The organism is Actinomadura sp. 6N118, assembly GCF_044326415.1.
Classification (GTDB): Bacteria; Actinomycetota; Actinomycetes; order Streptosporangiales; family Streptosporangiaceae; genus Spirillospora.
Genome location: NZ_JBIRAZ010000018.1, coordinates 163,855 through 182,005 on the forward strand (window position 1 = coordinate 163,855; position 18,151 = coordinate 182,005).

At 70.5% G+C, this 18,151-nt stretch carries 15 protein-coding genes; 5 read left to right on the top strand and 10 right to left on the bottom strand.

The window, feature by feature from the left end:
• Window positions 1-69 precede the first annotated feature (69 nt).
• Window positions 70-1,500 carry an argininosuccinate synthase gene (gene argG, locus ACH34W_RS38190; protein WP_395966049.1) on the bottom strand — a complete coding sequence of 477 codons (1,431 nt, stop codon included), beginning with the start codon at window positions 1,498-1,500 and terminating at the stop codon, window positions 70-72.
• A gap of 313 nt (window positions 1,501-1,813) precedes the next feature.
• Here argG and ACH34W_RS38195 point away from each other — a divergent pair, with 313 nt between their 5' ends.
• From ACH34W_RS38195 to ACH34W_RS38210, 4 genes are all read left to right on the top strand, one after another.
• Window positions 1,814-3,097, top strand: coding sequence for an alkaline phosphatase family protein (locus tag ACH34W_RS38195; RefSeq protein ID WP_395966050.1), 1,284 nt, complete (start codon window positions 1,814-1,816; stop codon window positions 3,095-3,097).
• Window positions 3,098-3,233: 136 nt separating this feature from the next.
• Window positions 3,234-3,659: a YciI family protein gene (locus tag ACH34W_RS38200; protein WP_395966051.1), complete on the top strand. Its 426-nt coding sequence runs from the start codon at window positions 3,234-3,236 to the stop codon at window positions 3,657-3,659.
• An 8-nt stretch (window positions 3,660-3,667) separates the two neighbouring features.
• A complete protein-coding gene (locus tag ACH34W_RS38205; protein WP_395966052.1) occupies window positions 3,668-4,921 on the top strand; it encodes an RNA polymerase sigma factor in 1,254 nt (417 codons plus the stop codon).
• A 92-nt stretch (window positions 4,922-5,013) separates the two neighbouring features.
• A complete protein-coding gene (locus ACH34W_RS38210; RefSeq protein WP_395966053.1) occupies window positions 5,014-5,829 on the top strand; it encodes a class I SAM-dependent methyltransferase in 816 nt (271 codons plus the stop codon).
• Window positions 5,830-5,846: 17 nt separating this feature from the next.
• Here the strand turns inward: ACH34W_RS38210 and ACH34W_RS38215 are convergent, their stop codons facing one another.
• From ACH34W_RS38215 to ACH34W_RS38225, 3 genes are all read right to left on the bottom strand, one after another.
• Window positions 5,847-7,184 carry a sensor histidine kinase gene (locus tag ACH34W_RS38215; RefSeq protein ID WP_395966054.1) on the bottom strand — a complete coding sequence of 446 codons (1,338 nt, stop codon included), beginning with the start codon at window positions 7,182-7,184 and terminating at the stop codon, window positions 5,847-5,849.
• 154 nt (window positions 7,185-7,338) lie between these two features.
• Entirely contained in the window at window positions 7,339-8,190 is an 852-nt protein-coding gene (locus ACH34W_RS38220) for an NAD(P)H-binding protein (protein WP_395966055.1), read from the bottom strand.
• Window positions 8,190-9,209, bottom strand: coding sequence for a saccharopine dehydrogenase NADP-binding domain-containing protein (locus ACH34W_RS38225; protein WP_395966056.1), 1,020 nt, complete (start codon window positions 9,207-9,209; stop codon window positions 8,190-8,192). Before ACH34W_RS38225 ends, ACH34W_RS38220 begins: the two co-directional genes overlap by 1 nt.
• A gap of 165 nt (window positions 9,210-9,374) precedes the next feature.
• Here ACH34W_RS38225 and ACH34W_RS38230 point away from each other — a divergent pair, with 165 nt between their 5' ends.
• On the top strand, window positions 9,375-9,977 hold the full coding sequence (locus ACH34W_RS38230; RefSeq protein ID WP_395966057.1) for a TetR/AcrR family transcriptional regulator: 603 nt from the start codon (window positions 9,375-9,377) through the stop codon (window positions 9,975-9,977).
• A 6-nt stretch (window positions 9,978-9,983) separates the two neighbouring features.
• Here the strand turns inward: ACH34W_RS38230 and ACH34W_RS38235 are convergent, their stop codons facing one another.
• From ACH34W_RS38235 to ACH34W_RS38260, 6 genes are all read right to left on the bottom strand, one after another.
• A complete protein-coding gene (locus ACH34W_RS38235) occupies window positions 9,984-11,240 on the bottom strand; it encodes an ADP-ribosylglycohydrolase family protein (RefSeq protein WP_395966058.1) in 1,257 nt (418 codons plus the stop codon).
• Between the two features lie 56 nt (window positions 11,241-11,296).
• Window positions 11,297-11,602, bottom strand: coding sequence for a PGPGW domain-containing protein (locus ACH34W_RS38240; protein WP_395966059.1), 306 nt, complete (start codon window positions 11,600-11,602; stop codon window positions 11,297-11,299).
• Window positions 11,508-12,338 (bottom strand): phosphatase PAP2 family protein, encoded by an 831-nt coding sequence (locus ACH34W_RS38245; protein ID WP_395966060.1) that lies wholly within the window; start codon window positions 12,336-12,338, stop codon window positions 11,508-11,510. Before ACH34W_RS38245 ends, ACH34W_RS38240 begins: the two co-directional genes overlap by 95 nt.
• 398 nt (window positions 12,339-12,736) lie before the next feature.
• Window positions 12,737-14,419: a toprim domain-containing protein gene (locus ACH34W_RS38250; RefSeq protein WP_395966061.1), complete on the bottom strand. Its 1,683-nt coding sequence runs from the start codon at window positions 14,417-14,419 to the stop codon at window positions 12,737-12,739.
• A gap of 24 nt (window positions 14,420-14,443) precedes the next feature.
• On the bottom strand, window positions 14,444-17,107 hold the full coding sequence (locus ACH34W_RS38255; protein ID WP_395966062.1) for an AAA family ATPase: 2,664 nt from the start codon (window positions 17,105-17,107) through the stop codon (window positions 14,444-14,446).
• A 111-nt stretch (window positions 17,108-17,218) separates the two neighbouring features.
• Window positions 17,219-18,151, bottom strand: coding sequence for a hypothetical protein (locus ACH34W_RS38260; protein WP_395966063.1), 933 nt, complete (start codon window positions 18,149-18,151; stop codon window positions 17,219-17,221).

The window sequence follows — 18,151 nt, forward strand, 5'->3', positions numbered from 1 at the left end:
TCTCGCGACCGACCTCAATTGGCCGGCTCTCCGAATGAGGATGGTCCCGAGTAAGCGGGTGGCCTTGGGTTAGTCGGTGCCGGATTCCATGGCGGCGTTGTCCAGGAGTTCGTCGGCGGGGACCTCGCCGCGGGAGGCGATGGCTTCGGCGCCGCCTTCGGGCATTGCGCCGATGAGGGCGGTCTGGGCTGTGCCGATCATTTGCTGGTTGCCGACGATGCCGTGCTGGGCGTACAGCTCCAGCTTGGCGCGGGAGTCGGCGATGTCGAGGTTGCGCATGGTGAGCTGGCCGATGCGGTCGACGGGGCCGAAGGCGGAATCCACGGTCCGTTCCATGGACAGCTTGTCGGGGTGGTAGCTGAACGCCGGCCCGGAGGTGTTGAGGAGGGAGTAGTCCTCGCCGCGCCGGAGGCGGAGGGTCACTTCGCCGGTGACGGCCGAACCGATCCAGCGCTGGAGGGATTCGCGGAGCATGAGGGCCTGGGGGTCCAGCCAGCGGCCCTCGTACATGAGGCGGCCGAGGCGGCGACCCTCGTTGTGGTACGAGGCGAGGGTGTCCTCGTTGTGGATCGCGTTGACGAGCCGTTCGTAGGCGGCGTGTAGCAGCGCCATGCCCGGGGCCTCGTAGATGCCGCGGCTCTTGGCCTCGATGACGCGGTTCTCGATCTGGTCGGACATGCCCATGCCGTGCCGGCCGCCGATCGCGTTGGCCTCCAGCACCAGGTCGACGGGGGAGGGGAACTCCTTGCCGTTGATCGACACGGGGCGGCCCTGCTCGAAGGCGATCGTGACGTCCTCGGCGGGGATCTCGATGGAGGTGTCCCAGAACCGCACGCCCATGATCGGTTCGACGGTCTCGATGCCCGCGTCGAGGTGCTCCAGCGCCTTGGCCTCGTGGGTCGCGCCCCAGATGTTCGCGTCGGTGGAGTAGGCCTTCTCGGCGCTGTCCCGGTACGGGAGGCCGCGGGTGAGCAGCCACTCGGACATCTCCGTGCGCCCGCCGAGCTCGGTGACGAAGTCGGCGTCCAGCCACGGCTTGTAGACCCGCAGGGAGGGGTTGGCGAGCAGGCCGTAGCGGTAGAACCGCTCGATGTCGTTGCCCTTGAAGGTGGAGCCGTCCCCCCAGATCTGCACGCTGTCTTCGAGCATCGCGCGGACGAGCAGGGTGCCGGTGACGGCCCGGCCCAGGGGCGTGGTGTTGAAGTAGACGCGGCCGCCTGAACGGATGTGGAACGCGCCGCAGGCCAGCGCGGCCAGGCCCTCCTCCACGAGGGCGGCCCGGCAGTCGACCAGCCGGGCGACCTCCGCGCCGTACGCGGTGGCGCGCCCGGGGACCGAGGCGATGTCGGGCTCGTCGTACTGGCCGAGGTCAGCGGTGTAGGTGCAGGGCACAGCACCCTTCTCGCGCATCCACGCGACCGCTACCGAGGTGTCGAGACCGCCGGAGAAGGCAATCCCGACGCGTTCGCCGACAGGGAGGGAGGAGAGCACCTTGGACATGAGCAAGAGTATGCACTGTTATGCATGGTCATGCAACACCGGCCCGCGAAGAGGCGGTCGCCGATGCTCAAGGGGCAGGCCTCACGGGCCGCGGTGAGACCTTTTGGGACGTCCGGAACTGCGATGGAGTCATCTCGCCTTTGAGCTGCGCTGGCCGGTCATGGACAGCCGATCTTGGGGGCCTCGTGGGTGTCCCGGGAGTTCATGAGGAAACTTCATCTTCTGCGTCCTGATTTGTCGGTTCTTGTTCTATCCCCCGGTCCCAGATGTCGTCATGCTCCCCACGCATCCCCTGCGTGAGAGGACCGGTGGCATGGACGATCTGACCAGGCGTGGGTTCATCGCTGGCTCCGCGGCCACGGCGGCGGTCACGGTGACGGGCGGTTCGGCGGAGGCGGTCTCCCGGCGGGCGCCGGTGTCCGAGCTCCCGCGGCCGGACGAGTCGGGCATCGACCACATCGTCGTGGTGATGATGGAGAACCGGTCGTTCGACCACTACCTCGGCTGGCTCCCCGGCGCCGACGGGAAGCAGGCGGGGCTCACGTTCACCGACAAGGAGGGCAAGGAGCATTCGACCCACCATCTCAAGGTCCCGCACGGCTGCGGGTTCCAGGACCCCGACCACGGTTACGCCGGTGGCCGCGTCCAGCTGAACGGGGGCAAATGCGACGGGTGGCTGCGGTCAGGTGACAGCGACGTCTTCGCCATCGGGTACTTCGAGGGTCCGGACCTCAACTTCTACGGCGGCGCCGCCCGGGACTGGACGGTGTGCGACCGGTACTTCCCGGCGATCATGTCCTCCACGTTCCCCAACCGGATCTTCCAGCACGCGGGGCAGACCGACCGGATCAACAACGCGTTCGAGTTGTCCGAGCTGACCACGATCTGGGACCGGCTCGCGGCCAAGAGGGTGCCCCACAGGTACTACTTCAGCGATGTCCCGTTCACGGCACTGTGGGGACTCAAGCACCTCGGTATCAGCCGGCACATCACGGAGTTCTACGGCGACGCGGCGAGGGGCAGGCTGCCAGCGGTCTCGTTCGTGGAGCCGGGGTTCGTCGGGGAGCTGGTCCCCGGCCTGGCGGAGGACGAGCATCCCCTCGCCGACATCCGCTTCGGCCAGCACTTCCTCAACAAGGTGTACGAGGCGATCACCAACAGCCCGAACTGGGGCCGCACGCTTCTGGTCATCAACTACGACGAGTGGGGCGGCTTCTTCGACCACGTCGTGCCACCGGAGGGACCCGACCCGCGGCCCGACCTCGGCACCGGGCTGCGCGGTTTCCGGGTGCCGTGCCTGCTGGTCTCCCCGCGCGCCCGCCGTGGCGCGATCGCACACGAGGTGTACGACCACACCTCGATCCTCAAGGCGATCGAATGGCGCTGGCGGCTGGAGCCGCTGTCCGTGCGCGACGCCGCCGCCCGCAACATCGCCGAGACACTCGACTTTGAAGGCGAGCCGGACCTCCGCGCACCCCGCTACAAGGCACCGCGCCCGATCACTCTGGGCTGCATAGCCCCTGGCCACGTGCACTACGGCGACGACTGGGACCAGCTTCGCCGGTACGCGACCAAGAAGGACTTCGGAAGGCGCTGAGGCAGCCTTCCAGGGGCTCCAGGGGTATCACGACGAGAACGCAGGAAAGAATGTCGGCAACCGTGTCCGGCCGGGGGCCCCGGCTCCGACGTCTCTGGTGAAGGCGCCAGGGAGGCACCGCCAGAGAGGAGTCGTCATGAAATACATGATCATGATGTACGGGTCGCAGCAGGACTATGACGTCCTGACGGGCAAGGAGGGGGCCAAGCCCGCCTGGGACGAGAAGGACGCCGCCGCCATGCACGAGTTCATGGCGGACTGGAACAACGCACTCGTCGAGTCCGGGGAGTTCGTCGAGGGCCACGGCCTTACCGCGCCGGTGCACGCCCGCCGGATCGGTGTGCGGGACGACGGGATCCCGGTGGTGACCGACGGGCCGTACGCCGAGACCCAGGAGGTCCTCGCCGGGTTCACGATCGTCGAATGCGCGAGCTTCGACCGGGCGACCGAGATCGCCGCGCAGTTGGCGAACACCCCGCATCCTCCGGACGCCGACCTGGGCCGTGACTGGTACGTGGACGTGCGGCCGGTCGCCGGGGGCCCCGGTGACTACGACCTGTAGCCGCCGGCGTGAGCAGGACTGAGACGGCGGACGAGGATCTGCTGCGCACGCTGGCGCCGCAGGTCCTCGGCGCGCTCGTCCGGCGGTACGGGAACTTCGACAGCGCCGAGGACGCCGTTCAGGAGGCCCTTCTCGCAGCCGCGACGCAGTGGCCGGTGGACGGCGTCCCGGACAATCCGCGAGGCTGGCTGATCACTGTCGCCGCGCGGCGCCTCACCGATCTGCTGCGCAGCGAGCAGGCCCGGCGGCGCCGCGAGGACACGGTCGCCCAGTGGGAGCTGCCCGGCCAGTGGATGGCGCCCGCCGACCAGCCGGTGACCGCGTCCGACGACACGCTCATCCTGCTGTTCATGTGCTGCCACCCGTCGCTGTCGCCGGCGTCGCAGATCGCGCTGACGTTGCGGGCCGTCGGCGGCCTGACCACCACCGAGATCGCGCGCGCGTTCATGGTGCCGGAGGCGACCATGACCCGGCGCATCAGCCGGGCCAAGCAGAGCATCAAGAGCAGCGGCATCCCGTTCGGCATGCCGGTCGACCGCGCCGAGCGGCTCGGCGCGGTCCTGCACGTGCTCTACCTGATCTTCAACGAGGGGTACGCGAGCACGTCCGGTCCAGCGCTGTTCCGCACCGAGCTGTCGACCGAGGCGATCCGGCTGGCCCGCATGGTCCACCGCCTCCTGCCCGATGACGGCGAGGTGGCCGGGCTGCTCGCCCTGATGTTGCTCACCGACGCGCGCCGGCCCGCACGGACCGGGCCGGACGGCGCGCTGATCCCGATGGCCGAGCAGGACCGTTTACGCTGGAACGCCGCCTTCATCGCCGAGGGTGTGGCGCTGATCAGCGTGGTGCTGCCGCGCGGGAAGCCGGGGCCCTACCAGCTCCAGGCGGCGATCGCGGCGGTCCACGACGAGGCGCCGACCGCCGCGGAGACGGACTGGCCGCAGATCAAGGCACTGTACGAGGTGCTTCTGCGGATGTCCGGCAACCCGATGGTGATGCTGAATCACGCGGTGGCGGTCGGCATGGCCGACGGCCCGCAGGCCGGGCTTGCCCTGCTCACCGAGCTCGCCTCCGACGAGCGCGTCTCGAACGATCACCGGCTGTTCGCGGTCCGCGCGCATCTGCTGGAGATGGCGGGTGAACGCGAGGCGGCACGGACGGCCTACGCGGAGGCCGCACGCCGGGCGACCAGCCTGCCGCAGGAGCGCTATCTCAACACCCGCGCCGCCGGCCTGGCCGGAAAGAACCCGCCTGACGGCTGATCCGCTTCTTGTCTCGAACGCGTGCAGATGATCTATTTTGAGATCTTCACCCCGGTGGGGTGTCCGCGCGCGCTGATCGAGGAGACCGCGAGATGACCGAACAACAGGACCACCTCACCGACCGGTATAGCAGCGGCGTGCTGAGCCACGACATCCCGACCGAGCTGATCCGGCTCCAGTTGCTGGAGGAGCATCTCGACCCGGTCACCCTAGGCGTCCTCGGCGCGCGCGCCGAGGACCTCCCCGATTCCGCGCGATGCCTGGAGCTGGGTGCCGGCGCCGGGTCGGTGACCCGCTGGATGGCCGGGCGCTTCCCCGCCGGAACGGTGACGGCCGTCGACATCGACGTCCGCTACCTGGACGCCGGCTGGGCGCCGAACCTGGTCGTCCAGGAGGGCGACCTCCGGCTCCTCGACTTCCCCGCCGGCTCCTTCGACCTCATCCACGCCCGCGCGCTGCTCATGCACCTGCCCGAACGCGAGGAGATCGTGAAGCGCCTCGTGAGCTGGCTGGCGCCGGGCGGCTGGCTCGTCCTCGAGGACATCGCGCACTTCCCGAAGGCCACCTCGCCCAACCCGGCCTGGCGCAAGGCCATGACGGCGGTCGTCGACCTGCTCGGCAGCCAAGGTGAGGACGTCGGATGGGCGCGGCGCCGGCAGCCCGCGATCCTGGCCGACGCGGGACTGGCCGATCTCGGCCTGGCGCTGGAAGTCTTCACCGTCGGCGACGGGGGTGTGGCCGAACGGTTCTGGCGGGTCTTCCTCAACCAGCTCCGGCCCGCCCTCGTCGACCGTGACCTGATCACTGACGAGGAGATCGACGCCGCGCTCGCGCTCTTCGACGATCCGCGTTTCGTGGACGCCGCCGAGGCCATCGTCAGCGCGTGGGGCCGCCAGCCCACGACCTGACCCCGGAAGGCACGTCCTCACAGCAAGGGAAGGCGCAGGACGAATCGTGCGCCTTGGAGGCTGTCTTCGATCCGGAGCGAGCCGCCGTGGGCGAGCGCGATGTCGCGGGCGATGGCGAGCCCGAGCCCGGCGCCGCCGGAGCCGCGGCTGCGGGCCGGGTCCAGGCGGGTGAAGCGGTCGAAGACCCGTTCCCGGTCCTCCCGTGGGATGCCGGGGCCGTCGTCGGCGACGATGAGCGACGCCACGCCGAAGTCCTCGTCGTCGCGCCCCACTCCGACGTCGATCGTCTGCTTGGTGTGCCGTTCGGCGTTGTCGAGCAGGTTGCCGAGCAGCCGGGCCAGCTGGAGCCGGACGCCCATGACCGTCAGGCCAGGGGTCAGGGGGGTGCGCAGCTCGGCGGTGCCCGTCCAGGTGGAGACCTCCGCCCGGACGAGCTCGGCGAGATCGATCTCCTCCTGCACGGCCGCGCCGGTGCCGATCCGGGCGAGCAACAGCAGGTCGGCGACGATCGACTCCAGCCGGTCGGTGGCGCGCAACGCGGCCTCGGTGGCGGCGGGGATGTCGGTGTCGTCCGGGTACATCGCCAGGTCTTCGAGGTTGACGCGGAGGCCGGTGATCGGCGTGCGCAGTTCGTGGGCCGCGTCGGAGGCGAACTGGCGCTGGCGGGTGACCGACTTCTCCAGCCGGTCCAGGGTCTCGTTCGCGGTCCGGGCGAGGTGGGCGATCTCGTCGGCGCCGGGAGGTTCGGGTACCCGCCGGGCCAGGTCGCTGCCGCTGATCTCGGCCAGCTGCAGGCGGATCTCCTCGACCGGCCGAAGCGTCCGGCCGACGACCTGCCATGTGGTCCAGGCGACCAGCGCCGCGAGCGCCAGCACGGTGAGGGCCAGCAGCAGTTCGAGGAGACCGGACGTCATCACCCAGGGCAACCTGCTCGCCCCGTACACCGTGGGGGAGTCGGGCGCCGTCGTCACCCGGATCGCCCACACGGCGTAGCAGTCGTCGTCCAGGCAGGTGGTCACCGCCTGAACACGCGACTGAGGACGGGGCCGCAGGTCGGCGAGCGGCGGTTGCCCGGCCGCCTTCACGCTGGCCTTCAGCACCCGGCCCTCGGGGGAGACGAGCTGCACGAGTGCGGCTCCGTTGGCGTCCTCCCGGATGGGGTCGTCCAGCGCGCCTTCGCGGACCGCCGCGCTCGCCTGCCGGGCGACGAACTGCGCGTCTTCGAGGGCCCCCTGGGTGAGCATGTTGCGGAGGAGTATGTCGGCTGCGGCGGCGAGCGCGCTCAGCACCAGCACGGCCACCACGGCGGAGATCACGGTGTCTCTCCCGCGGATCGACCGGGGCAGCAGGCGCATGGACGACGACCTCGCTCCGACAAGCCGGATATGTCCGGCGAAATTCCGCAGGGAGATCAGCTTAGATCGCTGTTGACCACGACGGTGGTGCCTCGTCACAAACCGGGCCCCCGGCTGGGGCGGGCGGCAGGGCGGGGGGCGGCCAGTGCCGGAGTCAGCTTGCGGTGTACTCGCGCAGGGTGGTGGGTGGACGGCCGCCGTACTGCTCGATCGCCTCCGTCACGCGGTAGAGGGGATGGTCGTTCGGGCCGAGGAAGCGGAAGATCTCCCACAGTTTCGTCAGGTGGCGGACGGTGTCGGGGTCTCCGTAGGAGGCGAGGGCGCTCCGTTCCCAGTCGTCGGGCGGCACGTCGACGTAGGGGACGCCGAAGGCCGCTGCGGCTTCGGCGACGGTCAGCATTTCGCCGGTGAGGCGGCAGATGGGGTCGGTTTCGGGGATGGGGTCGTCCAGGAGGCCGGCCGCGACTCTCGCGACGTCGGCGCCCGCGATGAGGGGGAGCAGCGTGTCGGGTCCGCCGAAGGGCGCGGCGAGCTCGTTGCGGCCGCTGAGGCGGATCAGCATGTCGAGGTTTTCGAAGAAGACCGCGCCGCGCAGATGGACGGCGCCGACGTTCGCCCAGTCGAAGACCTGCTCCGCCACCCAGTGCTGGCGCATCCGGTGGGTGTTCGCGTCGGGTTCGGCCGCGAGCTGCGAGACCTCGACCACGCGTTCCACCCCGTGCTCGCGGGCCGCCGCGGCGAACGCGGCCGTGGCGTCCAGCAGGCCCTCGGTCACCGGATAGGTGAAGAACGCCCGGCGGACCCCTGCGAGGGCCGGGAGGACGTCGGCGATCTCACGCAGGTCCCCGGTGACGACCTCCGCGCCGAGCTTGCGCAGCTCGGCGGCACGGTCGTCGTCGGTGTGGACGAAGGCGCGCACGGGGTGGCCGCGTTCGAGCAGAGCCTGGGTGACGAGGCGCCCCGTCGAGCCCTGCATGCCGCCTGCGGCGCCGGTGACGAGGATCATCAGTCCCACCCTTCGATGGTCAGGGTGAACGCGCCAAGGCGTTCGAGCGTGCGGAGGAGCACGTCGGAGGGGAAGGCCTCGGCCGGGCTCAGCACGCCGGTCTTGTTCGGCACCTCCATCAGGCGGAGCGCGGCCTCGACGGAGGCGAGGGCACCGGCGCGCCAGAGATCGGTGCCGGTCACCCGTCCCGCGCGGCTGCCGTGCGCGGCGATCACCTGGGCGGCGACGGTGAACTCGCTCCGCGCCCGCTCGGTCATCCCGACGTGCTCGCTGACGAAGACCTGCTCTTCGGTGAACGTCTCGGCGGTGAGCAGGGCCTCGACGGTACGGGCGGGCACGTGCCGCGGGATCATCACGATCTCGCAGGAGGGGAACGGGGCGATCATCGTGCGCGGGCCGAGCGGCGGCGGGAACGGGAAGACGACGTTGCGGGGCTCCACGTAGCCGATGTGGAACTCCCCGCCGGTGTAGGTGATGCGGTCGGTCTCGGCGAACAACTGCGCGGCGGTGTCCTTGGCGCCGGTGGTCATCCGCCAGCCGCTCACCGCGTACGCCGTGGTCACGCGGTCGATGTCGGACAGGCCCTCGGCCACGGCGTCGGCCAGGAGGTCGCCGACGCCGCCGTAGAAGCTCATGCCCGGCACCATCGCGATCCCGGCGGCCTGCGCCCTGTCCTGGAAGTCCTCGAAGAGATGCCGGACGTGGTGGGACTCGACCGCGTGGTCGACGTAGTGGCATTCGGTCTCGACGCAGGCGGTGGCGACCGGCTCGCCCGTCACCTTGAACGGGCCGGCGCAGTGGATCAGCACGTCGGACTGCTGGGCGAGTTCGCGCAGGGCCGCCGGGTCGTCGAGCGGTGCCCGGAGGACGGGGTAGCCGAGCTCGCTGCCCATGGCCTGGAGTGCGTCGGCGTCGCGTCCGGCGAGGAGGACGTTCTGGTTCCGGGCGTGGAGCTCCGCTGCCACCAGGCGGCCGGTGTGACCGTACGCTCCGTAGACGGCGATGAGCGGCGTGGACATGGCCGGCCCGCTTTCATACTGGGAGTATGTAACGTGCTTCGGAAGTTACATACTCTGAGTATGACCGTCAAGGGTGTTGTGGAAATCCGTTCGAAACCATTCGAACACTGCAGGTGAGAGAGGTGCCCAAGATGAGAGGGCGCCGCGGGCGAGAGGGGAGACGAGATGGCACGCCGGAGTCAGGCCGAGCGTTCCGACGCGACGACGGGCCAGTTGACGACTGCCGCTCGGCGGCTGTTCGGAACGGAGGGGTACGCCACGACCTCGATCGACGCGGTGGCCGCCGCGGCCGGCGTCACCAAGGGCGCGGCCTATCACCACTTCAAGGGCAAGGCCGACCTCTTCCGTGCGGTGTTCGTGCGCGAGCAGGAGGAGATCGCCGCCGAACTGGAACGGGCGGCGCTGGCGGCGCCCGACTCCTGGACCGCGTTGCGGCACGGGGTGCGGGTGTTCCTCGAACGGTGCACCGATCCTGCGTTCCGGCAGATCGTGTTGCTGGACGGGCCCGCGGTGCTCGGCTGGGACGGGGTCCGCGAGGTCGAGTACGACCACACCCTGCGGGTGTTGACGCTGGGCATGCGCGCCGCGGCGGCCGACGGGCGGCTCGTCGACGGCGATCTGGCGACCCGCGCTCAGATGATCTTCGGTGCGCTCTGCGAGGCGGGCATGTTGCTCGCCCGGTCGGGCGACCCCGCCGCCGCACAGCCCGCGGTCGAGGCCGAGGCCGAGCGTCTGCTGAGCGCGCTCGCGCTGGCTCCATCCGGATAGCCCGGCTCAGCCCCAGTAGCCCAGGAGGAGACGTTCGATCATGCCGTGCAGCACGCCTCTCTCGTGCGTGTCGTCCTCGCTCTTGTAGATCTCGCGGTCGCGCTCGATCAGCGCCTCGGTGATCTGCCAGCCATCCTCGACGGGCTGGAAGAAGGCCTCGAAGACCTTGTAGCCGGTCCAGCTGCGATGGAAATGGAGCCGGTCAGCCTCGACGTAGGCGAACCACTTCTCCTCCATCTCCGCCGGGATGACGCCCCGGCGGATCGTCTCCCACTCGTACGGCGCCCAGATCCGGTCGGGCGGCGGCAGCGGCGCGGGCTGCCGCATCGGCTCGGTCTTCCAGTCGCGGGCCGTTGCCGTGGACGGTCTCGTGAGCGGCGGGAACACGAGCCATTCGGGCAGGTCCTCGGTGCCCCGCACCCACCAGACGGGCAGGGCGCCGGGCTCCATCCCGGCCGCGACCATCCCGCCCACGATCGCGCAGTTGGTGTCGACGTCCCCGCCGACCTCGGCGGTCGTCCAGATCGCCTCCTCGAAGTCGCCGGCGTGCTTGGCGGCGGCCCAGAGGGTGAACGGGACCGTGTCCTGCGCGCTGACGTTGCGTCCGTTCCCCAGCTGCTCGGCCACGGCACGCGCGTCGCTCAGCGTGAGCAACTGCCTGGCCCGGACGATCCCGTCGCGTACACGGCTCTCGGCGACCCGGTCCAGGACGGCGTCGATGATCTGCCCGGGGGAGCGGTGGCCGGACGCGATCGTCGCGGCGGCGACGGCGACCGCCACCGCTCCGGCGACCGCCTCGGGATGGGTGTGGGTCACGGTGGCCGACCGTTCAGCCTGGTGGGCGGCACGGTACGGGCTGCCCGCGTAGTACGCGCCGAGCGGCGCGACCCGCATCGCCGCGCCATTGCCCCAGGAACCCTGGCCGTCGAAGAGGTCCGCGAGCTGCTCCTGCCAGTCCGCCCCCTCCCGGACGAGACGCAGGAAGCGGTTGGTGGACGGCCCGTAGCCGCGATCGAAGTCATGGTGATGCGCGAAGCGCCCGACGAGCCGGTCCTGATCGATGTCGCCCTCGGTGAAGGCCAACTCCAGGACGAGGGCGCTCGCCATCTCGGTGTCGTCCGTCCACTGCCACGGCGCGGGCGGCATCGACCGGGATGTGAGCTTGGGGCGGTTGGCGGGCACGAAGAACTGGGAGCCGAGCGCGTCACCCACCGCGAGACCCTGCAGCGAGACGAGCGCGCGCTCAAGACGATCAATGGTCATCGCCGGACATTCTCGCACCTGGCGCCCACTCCGGGCGCGAGCGTCCACCGTTCCGGTCAGTCCTTGTTACGGCCGACCCGGCCGCGGACCTTCTGCCACTGCTCGTGGAAACGGGCGCGGGCCCAGTCGTTCGCCCGCTTGGCGGTCTTGAACTCGGTGGCCAGCAGCGCCAGCCCGGCGAAGATCGCGAGGATGCCGGGACCCGGCAACACCAGCATCGCGACGCCCGCGACCATGAGCGCGATGCCGGCGACGCCGACCACGACCTTACGCAGCAGCCGTATCCCGGGATGGCGCAGTGATCCGGTCTCCGGGTGCTCCTTCTCCGCCGGCATCAGCTCGGCGTCCGGTAGGGAAGTCAAGTGTCCTCCTGTGGGCGTCGGGCACGGACCGCTTCGGCGGCCGCAGGGTCACAATGGTGACAACGAGCACGGCCGTCGCAACGATCCCGTCCAGCCAGTAGTGGTTCGCCGTGGCGACCACGACGAACGTGGTGATCACGGGATGGGCGACGATCAGCCAGCGCCAGCGGCCGCTGGTGGCCACGATGATCCCGGCGGCCACCAGCACCGCCCAGCCGACGTGCAGCGAGGGCATCGCCGCGAACTGGTTGGCCAGCTGGTCGCTCTCGGGCGATCCGTAGACGGCCGGTCCGTAGCGCGCCCCCGTGTCGACGAAGCCGAGTCCGCCCAGCATGCGCGGCGGGGCGAGCGGCACCGCGAAGTGCACCACGAGCGCGAGGCCGGTCAGCACCACGAGGACCCTGCGCGACCAGCGATAGTGGGCCGGGCGTTTCAGGTAGAGCCACACGAGGAACGCCGCCGTGACCGGGAAATGCGCGAACTTGTAGTAGACGTTGGCCGCCCGGACTGCCTGTGGCTCGTTCAGGATCCAGTCCTGCACCCGCGCCTCGTTCGGCAGCCGCAGCGTCCGTTCCAGCTCCCACAGGCGGTCCGCGTTCAGGAAGGCCGCGGTGACGTGATCGGCGGCCAGCACGCGTCCGAGCTTGTAGGCGGTGAAGAGAACGGCTATGAGAAGCAGCTCTTTGCCTGCGCGTCGCCAGGGGATCGGGAGGGTCGGTGCGAACGCGGAATGCATGGAGGCCTCACCCCGTTGTGAAGAACACTCTGCTCTTGTCCGGTACCTGCCTTTCCCACAGCATTGACCTGTTCGTGGAAAAAAGGAATGGCCGTTTTATATGGCGCTCGTCACATCCGGCCGGTTACCCGCTCGGGTCATCCCTCTGTGCGAGAGATTCGTGTGCGAGGGATTCGCGGCGCCGGTGTGCGCCACCGACCGGGCGCCGCGACCCTCCCCCGCCCCGTTCAGCGGATCGCCCCAGGCTTAAGGAACGGCCCCCGGCCGCTCCTGCCCCCACTGGCCCTGCCGGCGCATCCGCGGAATTCGATGAAGCTAACCGGGTACTGCGCAGTAGGTTCACTGGTCGGCCGGAGCAAACGACGAGCGGTACGTCATGTGCGATGAGTGGCGGTCCGTCACTGAACGTCGCTGATGCTCTCGGTCAAGGCCTCGGTGACCGTGCCGGGACGTACACCCGTCCGGGCGGCCACATGGGCCACCTGCCGGGCGACATCGACCGGGACCGCGGCGCTCGCGATGATCCGAACGGCGGCGCGAACGGCGGACAGGCGTTGTTCGTGAGTACCGAGCGCGCCCCCAGATCGTTCTATGGCGGCGTCCAGGACAAGTTGGCCGAGTTCCTTTTCGGCACGGAGGGCCTCACGCACGGCGGCTCGGCCTCGAGAGCGCAGGAGGCCGGCGGGGTCTTGGCCAAGGCCGAACGACACCGCGCCGATCGGGCCTCGGACCCGGGCGTCCATCAGCGTGTGCCAGGCACGGAGGCTGCCCGCCCTCCCGGCTGCGTCGTCGTCGAGGGCGACGACCAGCCCGGCGATGTCCAGGTCAATGATCTGGGAGAGGGCACCGACCTGGGCGGCGGTGACGGTAACACCGCAGGTCGCGACGGCGGCGTGGGTACGGGCGGCGGCGATGTTGACGGCGATCGCGTCGAGCGGCCCTTCGACGACGACGGGACGGGCGCCCCGGGCCAGGCGGTCGCGACTCTCGTGCAGGCCGTACAGCAGCTCACCCTTGTGGAAGTGCTCAGTGTCAGGGCTGTTGAGGTACTTCGGCCCCTCCGCGCCGTCCGGGAGCCGGCCGATGAAACCCGCCACCGCTCCGTCCGGAGCGCGAATGGCGAACATCACACGGTCCCGGAACCTGTCGAGAAGAGCACCGGAACGTTTGCGCCGCGCCAACCCGGCGGACACGATGGCGTCGTCAGCGTGCCCCAACGAACGCAGGCGTGCGTTGAGAGCTTGCCCGCCCTCCGGCGCGTACCCGATCTGCCAGCGTCTTTGCACGGCACGGGAAAACCCGCGTTCCGCCAGGTAATCCGCACCCCAGGAGCTCTCCAGGCAGTTACGGAAGAAACGGTGCGCCGCACGCATGACGTCGGTCGAACGATCGTGATGCTGGAGGCGCCGGCACGTGGCGAGGATGCGGTCGCCGATCTCGGGCCCGGCCCAACCGGCGAGCGGCGGGAACGACAGGCGCGGCGGTTCGAGCCCCAGATGCACCAGGACGAGGTACGCGACAGAGTCGGCCTCCACCCGGCGAAGGCCGTGGCACTCGGCCAGGCCAGCCAGGCCGGGCGGGTCGGGATGGTCACCGCGCTGCACCACGTGGGCCAGCTGATGGGCCAGTCCGGCCGGCTCCTCGTCGCCCTGGTAGCCGAGGCTGGCGGCGATGCGGTGGAGCTGTTCCCGGCCGTCTCCCGGAGGTTGCCCCTGAACTCCCGGTGGTTGCTCCTGGAGGGGAAGGCCGTCGGTCTGGGCCACGTCGAAGACCGCACGCAGCCTGCCGTCGGCGGTGATGATCCGGATCCCGGCCTCACCCTTGCGCACCTGCCGCCCGGCCGCGCGCCACGCCTCGTACGAACGTACGTCGCTCGCGGCACGCCACTGGGCGGCGATCAGCAGCGTGTTGGTGAACCCGTACCTGCCGTATCGCGCCGCACGTTCGAGCCACCACGTCCAGGGCAGCGTGCCGTCGCGGAGCCGCGCGGTCTCCTGCTCGGCGATCCCGCGCAGTGCGGCCAGCAGCCGTCGCGCCTCCGCGTCGCCGCCCGTAGAGCCCATTGAGCCCGTAGAGCCCATAGGGCAAGTCTCGCCCGGCCTCCGCTAGAGGTATAGACCGATCAGCTCTGCCGGCTGCTCCCACAGGGGCGGCAGGTCGTCGGGGGTGAGCGTCACGAGGCCTCGCTTGCTGGGCTTGCGGCGGACGGTGGCGAGGCGCTGGGCCTGGTTGGCCACGGAGAGGTCGAGCAGGTTGCGCATCAGCCGTCCGTTGCCGAACGAGGGACCGCGCGGAACGCGGGACAACATCGAGCGGAGCAGCTCGGTGGTCCCGGGATCGAGGCGGAAGCCGTCCGCCGTGGCGAGCCGTTCGAAGACGGCGACCAGCTCGTCGTCGCTGTAGTCGGGGAAGTGCAGCTGCTTGGGGAAGCGCGAGTCCAGCCCCGGGTTGGCGGCCAGGAACTCGGCCATCTGCTGTTCGTACCCGGCGACGATCACGATCAGGTCGTCGCGGTGGTCCTCCATCAGCTTGACCAGCTCGGCGATGGCCTCGTGCCCGTAGTCGCTCTTCAACGGCGACTGGGTGAGCGTGTAGGCCTCGTCGATGAAGAGCACGCCGCCGAGTGCGCGTTCGACCAGGCGTCGGGTCCGGGGCGCGGTCTGGCCGATGTACTCGCCGACCAGATGCGCGCGGGACGCCTCGACGAGGTGGCCGGACGAGAGCACGCCGAGCCGCTTGAAGATCTGGCCGAGCAGGCGGGCCACCATGGTCTTGCCCGTGCCGGGATTGCCGGTGAACACCATGTGCCGCGTCGGCGTGCTGACCTTGAGCCCGGAGTCGCGGCGCAGCTGGGTCGCACGGGCGGTGGCCACCACCAGGCCGAGCTCGTGCTTGACCGACTCCAGGCCGGGCAGCTCGCGCAGCTCGGCTCGTGGGTCATCGGCGCCGCCGGACAGGTACAGGACACGCGGGATGTCCGCCTTGCCGATGACGATCTCGCCGTCCGCGCGGGCCTCGGCCTTACGCATCAGGAGGTCGGCCAGGTGAGGGGCGAGCCGGGCGTTCCGCAGGGTCTGTACGGGCGGGGTCGCGGCGAGGAGCTCACCGGCGGCGGCGATGGCGTGCCGGGTGCCGCGGGCGCCGCGTTCCCGCAGGGCGCGCCGGAACAGCTCGGCGTGCCCCTCGGCGGTGAACGGGCGGGTCCGGGCCACCCGGAAGCGCTGGGGCAGGACCGGGTTGACCTCGCCGATCCGCTCGTCGCCGGTGGCGTCGCACAGCGCCACGACGTTCAGCGCCTCGTGCACGGCCAGCAGCCGGTGCAGCTCTTCGGCCAGGGCCTCGCCGTTGCCCGGATCGGTGATGATCTCGTCCAGGCCCTCGATGATCAGCAGCCGTTCCCCAGTGCAGTCCCGGGCGTCGGCCTGCAACCGCGCCACCGCGTCGGACAGCCGCTGCCCGGCGAACAGGTTGCCGGTGAGCCAGAGCGGATCCCGGCCCAGCGCCAGCGCCTTGCCGAGCTCCTGCGCCGCGTCCCGCTTGCCCGTGCCGTCCGGCCCGACGAGCAGCAGCCGTACGGGAGTCTTGACCGAGGCCTTGCCGCCGTTCTTGGTGAGCTCGGCCAGGACGGCGGTCACCTCGGGCTGGTCGACCAGCTTGGTGACCAGGTCGGGCCGGGCGGGTTCGGCCTTCTGTGCGCTCTCCTCGACCTTGAGCGTGTCGGTGAGCGGGTTGACGACGCGGCGGCGCGGCGCGTACAGGCGGCGGAGGTCGGTCTGGAACTGCCCCACCGGGATCCACTCGGTCTTGGGAAACCACGGGTCGCCCGGCAGCCCCTGCACGGTCGCGACGAAGCGCATCGCCATGTCCAGCCACGCGCGGCACCCCTCGGCCGCCCCCGCGACCAGGGCGCGGACCAGCCAGGCCCGGGTCCTCTCCTGCCACGCGCCGGGCTTGAAGCCGCGCTTTTCGGCGGCGAACCGTTCCTGGAGCTCGCCGTAACGGTCCTCGCCGAGAGCCAGAGTCAGCTCCGCCGGAACGTGCTCCATGCTGCCCTGCAGCAGCAGATGGATCAGGTGTGTCTCGGCCGTCTCGTCCCGCGGCGCCACGCTGACCAGGTGCTCGTACGCGGCGAGCAGCCCGGCGGACACCCACTCCAGATAGCCCACCGGACCCATGAGCTCGGGCACCGCTGCGAGGATCTCGTCGTCGGCGTGCCAGTGCCAGATCTCGCGCATCTCCATCTTGGGGAGGTTCACGTCGTGCACCGGCGGGTCGTCGTACAGCCTGACCAGGGCCTTCCGGCGCTGTTCGAGCGGCTCGATGCCCTCCAGCACGTCCAGGCACTCGCGCGCCAGGTCGATTGCCAGCCGCCGGTCGGGCGCCTCGATCAGCCAGTCCACCGGCGGCCGCCACCGGCCGCCGGGTGCGTCCCAGCGCGTCATCCGGGTACTGATCGGGCCCGGGTTGACCAGATGCTCGCGCAGCAGCCGCTCGGGCAGCTGGGACCACGAACCGGCCTTGATCGCCCCACCGCCGGGCAGGAACGCCAGCATGCCGAAGATCTCCGCGATCACCAGGGAGGCGGGCAGCGTCAGCAGCTTGTGCTCATCGGTGGTCAGCCCGGCCGCGCGCGGGTCGCGCGCCAACCCGTCGATGCGCGTGCTGATCTCCTCGAACAGTCCCGTGGGCACACGCCAGGGGCCATGCGAGTAGACGTCCAGGACCGGCTCGTCGGTGAGCAGTAGCTCCAGATGCTCCGGAAGCCGCACACGTTCTCCCTTTTAGGCGATCAAAGCGGATAACAGCCTACGGTTCCGGAGGGGATGGACACTCCGTCATTTGGTGCCGGAGGTGTTCGCGGGACCGCTGTGCCAGGCGTGTCAGCCGGTGCAGGTGGTGCACGCCAGGAGCGCGGCGGTGGCGCCGCCGGCGAGTTCGCGGGCGCCACTGCGCGCCGCGGCCTCCGGCATGGCCTGCTGCTCGCCGAAGCGCTCGTCGCCGAACTCGTCGAGCCCGTTGGTGCCGCCCTTGAACGTGACCTCGAGGACGGCATTGCGGACGCGCACGACGACGGTCCCGACACCGCTCTCGCCGACCAGCTCCTGGACCGCGTACGTGCCGAACGCCTCGTCGCCCAGACCGGGAAGATCCCGGTAGCGGACGGGTCCACGGTGCAAGGCCCCGGCCGGGCTCTGGTCGGGGTGCTGGGCCCACCAGCGTTCCTGGGCGATCTTCTTTGCGGCGTTGTAGGTCGCCGACCGTTGCCCCACGGACTGCTTGATCGTGATCGTCGCCGTCAGCTCGCGGGTGACGCGGGTCTTGCGGTCCTTGCCGCCGTCCTGGGTGGACTTCCAGGCGCAGGTCCACTCCTCCGTGCCCCGGCCCGGCCGTCCTGTCGCGGCCGGAACGTGGCGGCTCAGGACGGGCTTCGGGAACAGCGCGCAGGCGTCCTCGATCTGCCTGAACTCGGGCCCGGTGGGCGTCGTCATCCGCGGGTCGGGCTGCACGCCGCCCATCTCGGCGGGCCAGCTGGGCACGGCGGTCGGCGGCATCAAGACCGAGGGGACGCCCGGTCCGGGTCCGGCGGCACCCGTGTCGCCCGGCTCCGTGGTCTTTTTCGTGCGTTCCGTGGCGGTCATCGCCACGGCGATGACGGTGCCGCCCAGCAGCACGACCGCCGCCACCACCGCCAGGATCATGAACCGGCGCCGCGGTGGCGGGTCGTGCGGCGGAACGTGCGCCGGGTCGTGCGGCGGAACGTGCGCCGGTGCGTACGCCGGGTCGCTCCACGGCGACCGCTCCTGCTCCTGCAC

Bases quoted from the DNA above. Each gene is read 5' to 3' on its own strand.
- ACH34W_RS38230 (WP_395966057.1), top strand. From the start codon at position 9,375: ATGGCACGCCGGAGTCAGGCCGAGCGTTCCGACGCGACGACGGGCCAG.
- ACH34W_RS38215 (WP_395966054.1), bottom strand. From the start codon at position 7,184: ATGCGCCTGCTGCCCCGGTCGATCCGCGGGAGAGACACCGTGATCTCC.
- ACH34W_RS38250 (WP_395966061.1), bottom strand. From the start codon at position 14,419: ATGGGCTCTACGGGCTCAATGGGCTCTACGGGCGGCGACGCGGAGGCG.
- ACH34W_RS38200 (WP_395966051.1), top strand. From the start codon at position 3,234: ATGAAATACATGATCATGATGTACGGGTCGCAGCAGGACTATGACGTC.
- ACH34W_RS38225 (WP_395966056.1), bottom strand. From the start codon at position 9,209: ATGTCCACGCCGCTCATCGCCGTCTACGGAGCGTACGGTCACACCGGC.
- ACH34W_RS38210 (WP_395966053.1), top strand. From the start codon at position 5,014: ATGACCGAACAACAGGACCACCTCACCGACCGGTATAGCAGCGGCGTG.
- ACH34W_RS38235 (WP_395966058.1), bottom strand. From the start codon at position 11,240: ATGACCATTGATCGTCTTGAGCGCGCGCTCGTCTCGCTGCAGGGTCTC.
- argG (WP_395966049.1), bottom strand. From the start codon at position 1,500: ATGTCCAAGGTGCTCTCCTCCCTCCCTGTCGGCGAACGCGTCGGGATT.
- ACH34W_RS38220 (WP_395966055.1), bottom strand. From the start codon at position 8,190: ATGATCCTCGTCACCGGCGCCGCAGGCGGCATGCAGGGCTCGACGGGG.
- ACH34W_RS38195 (WP_395966050.1), top strand. From the start codon at position 1,814: ATGGACGATCTGACCAGGCGTGGGTTCATCGCTGGCTCCGCGGCCACG.
- ACH34W_RS38245 (WP_395966060.1), bottom strand. From the start codon at position 12,338: ATGCATTCCGCGTTCGCACCGACCCTCCCGATCCCCTGGCGACGCGCA.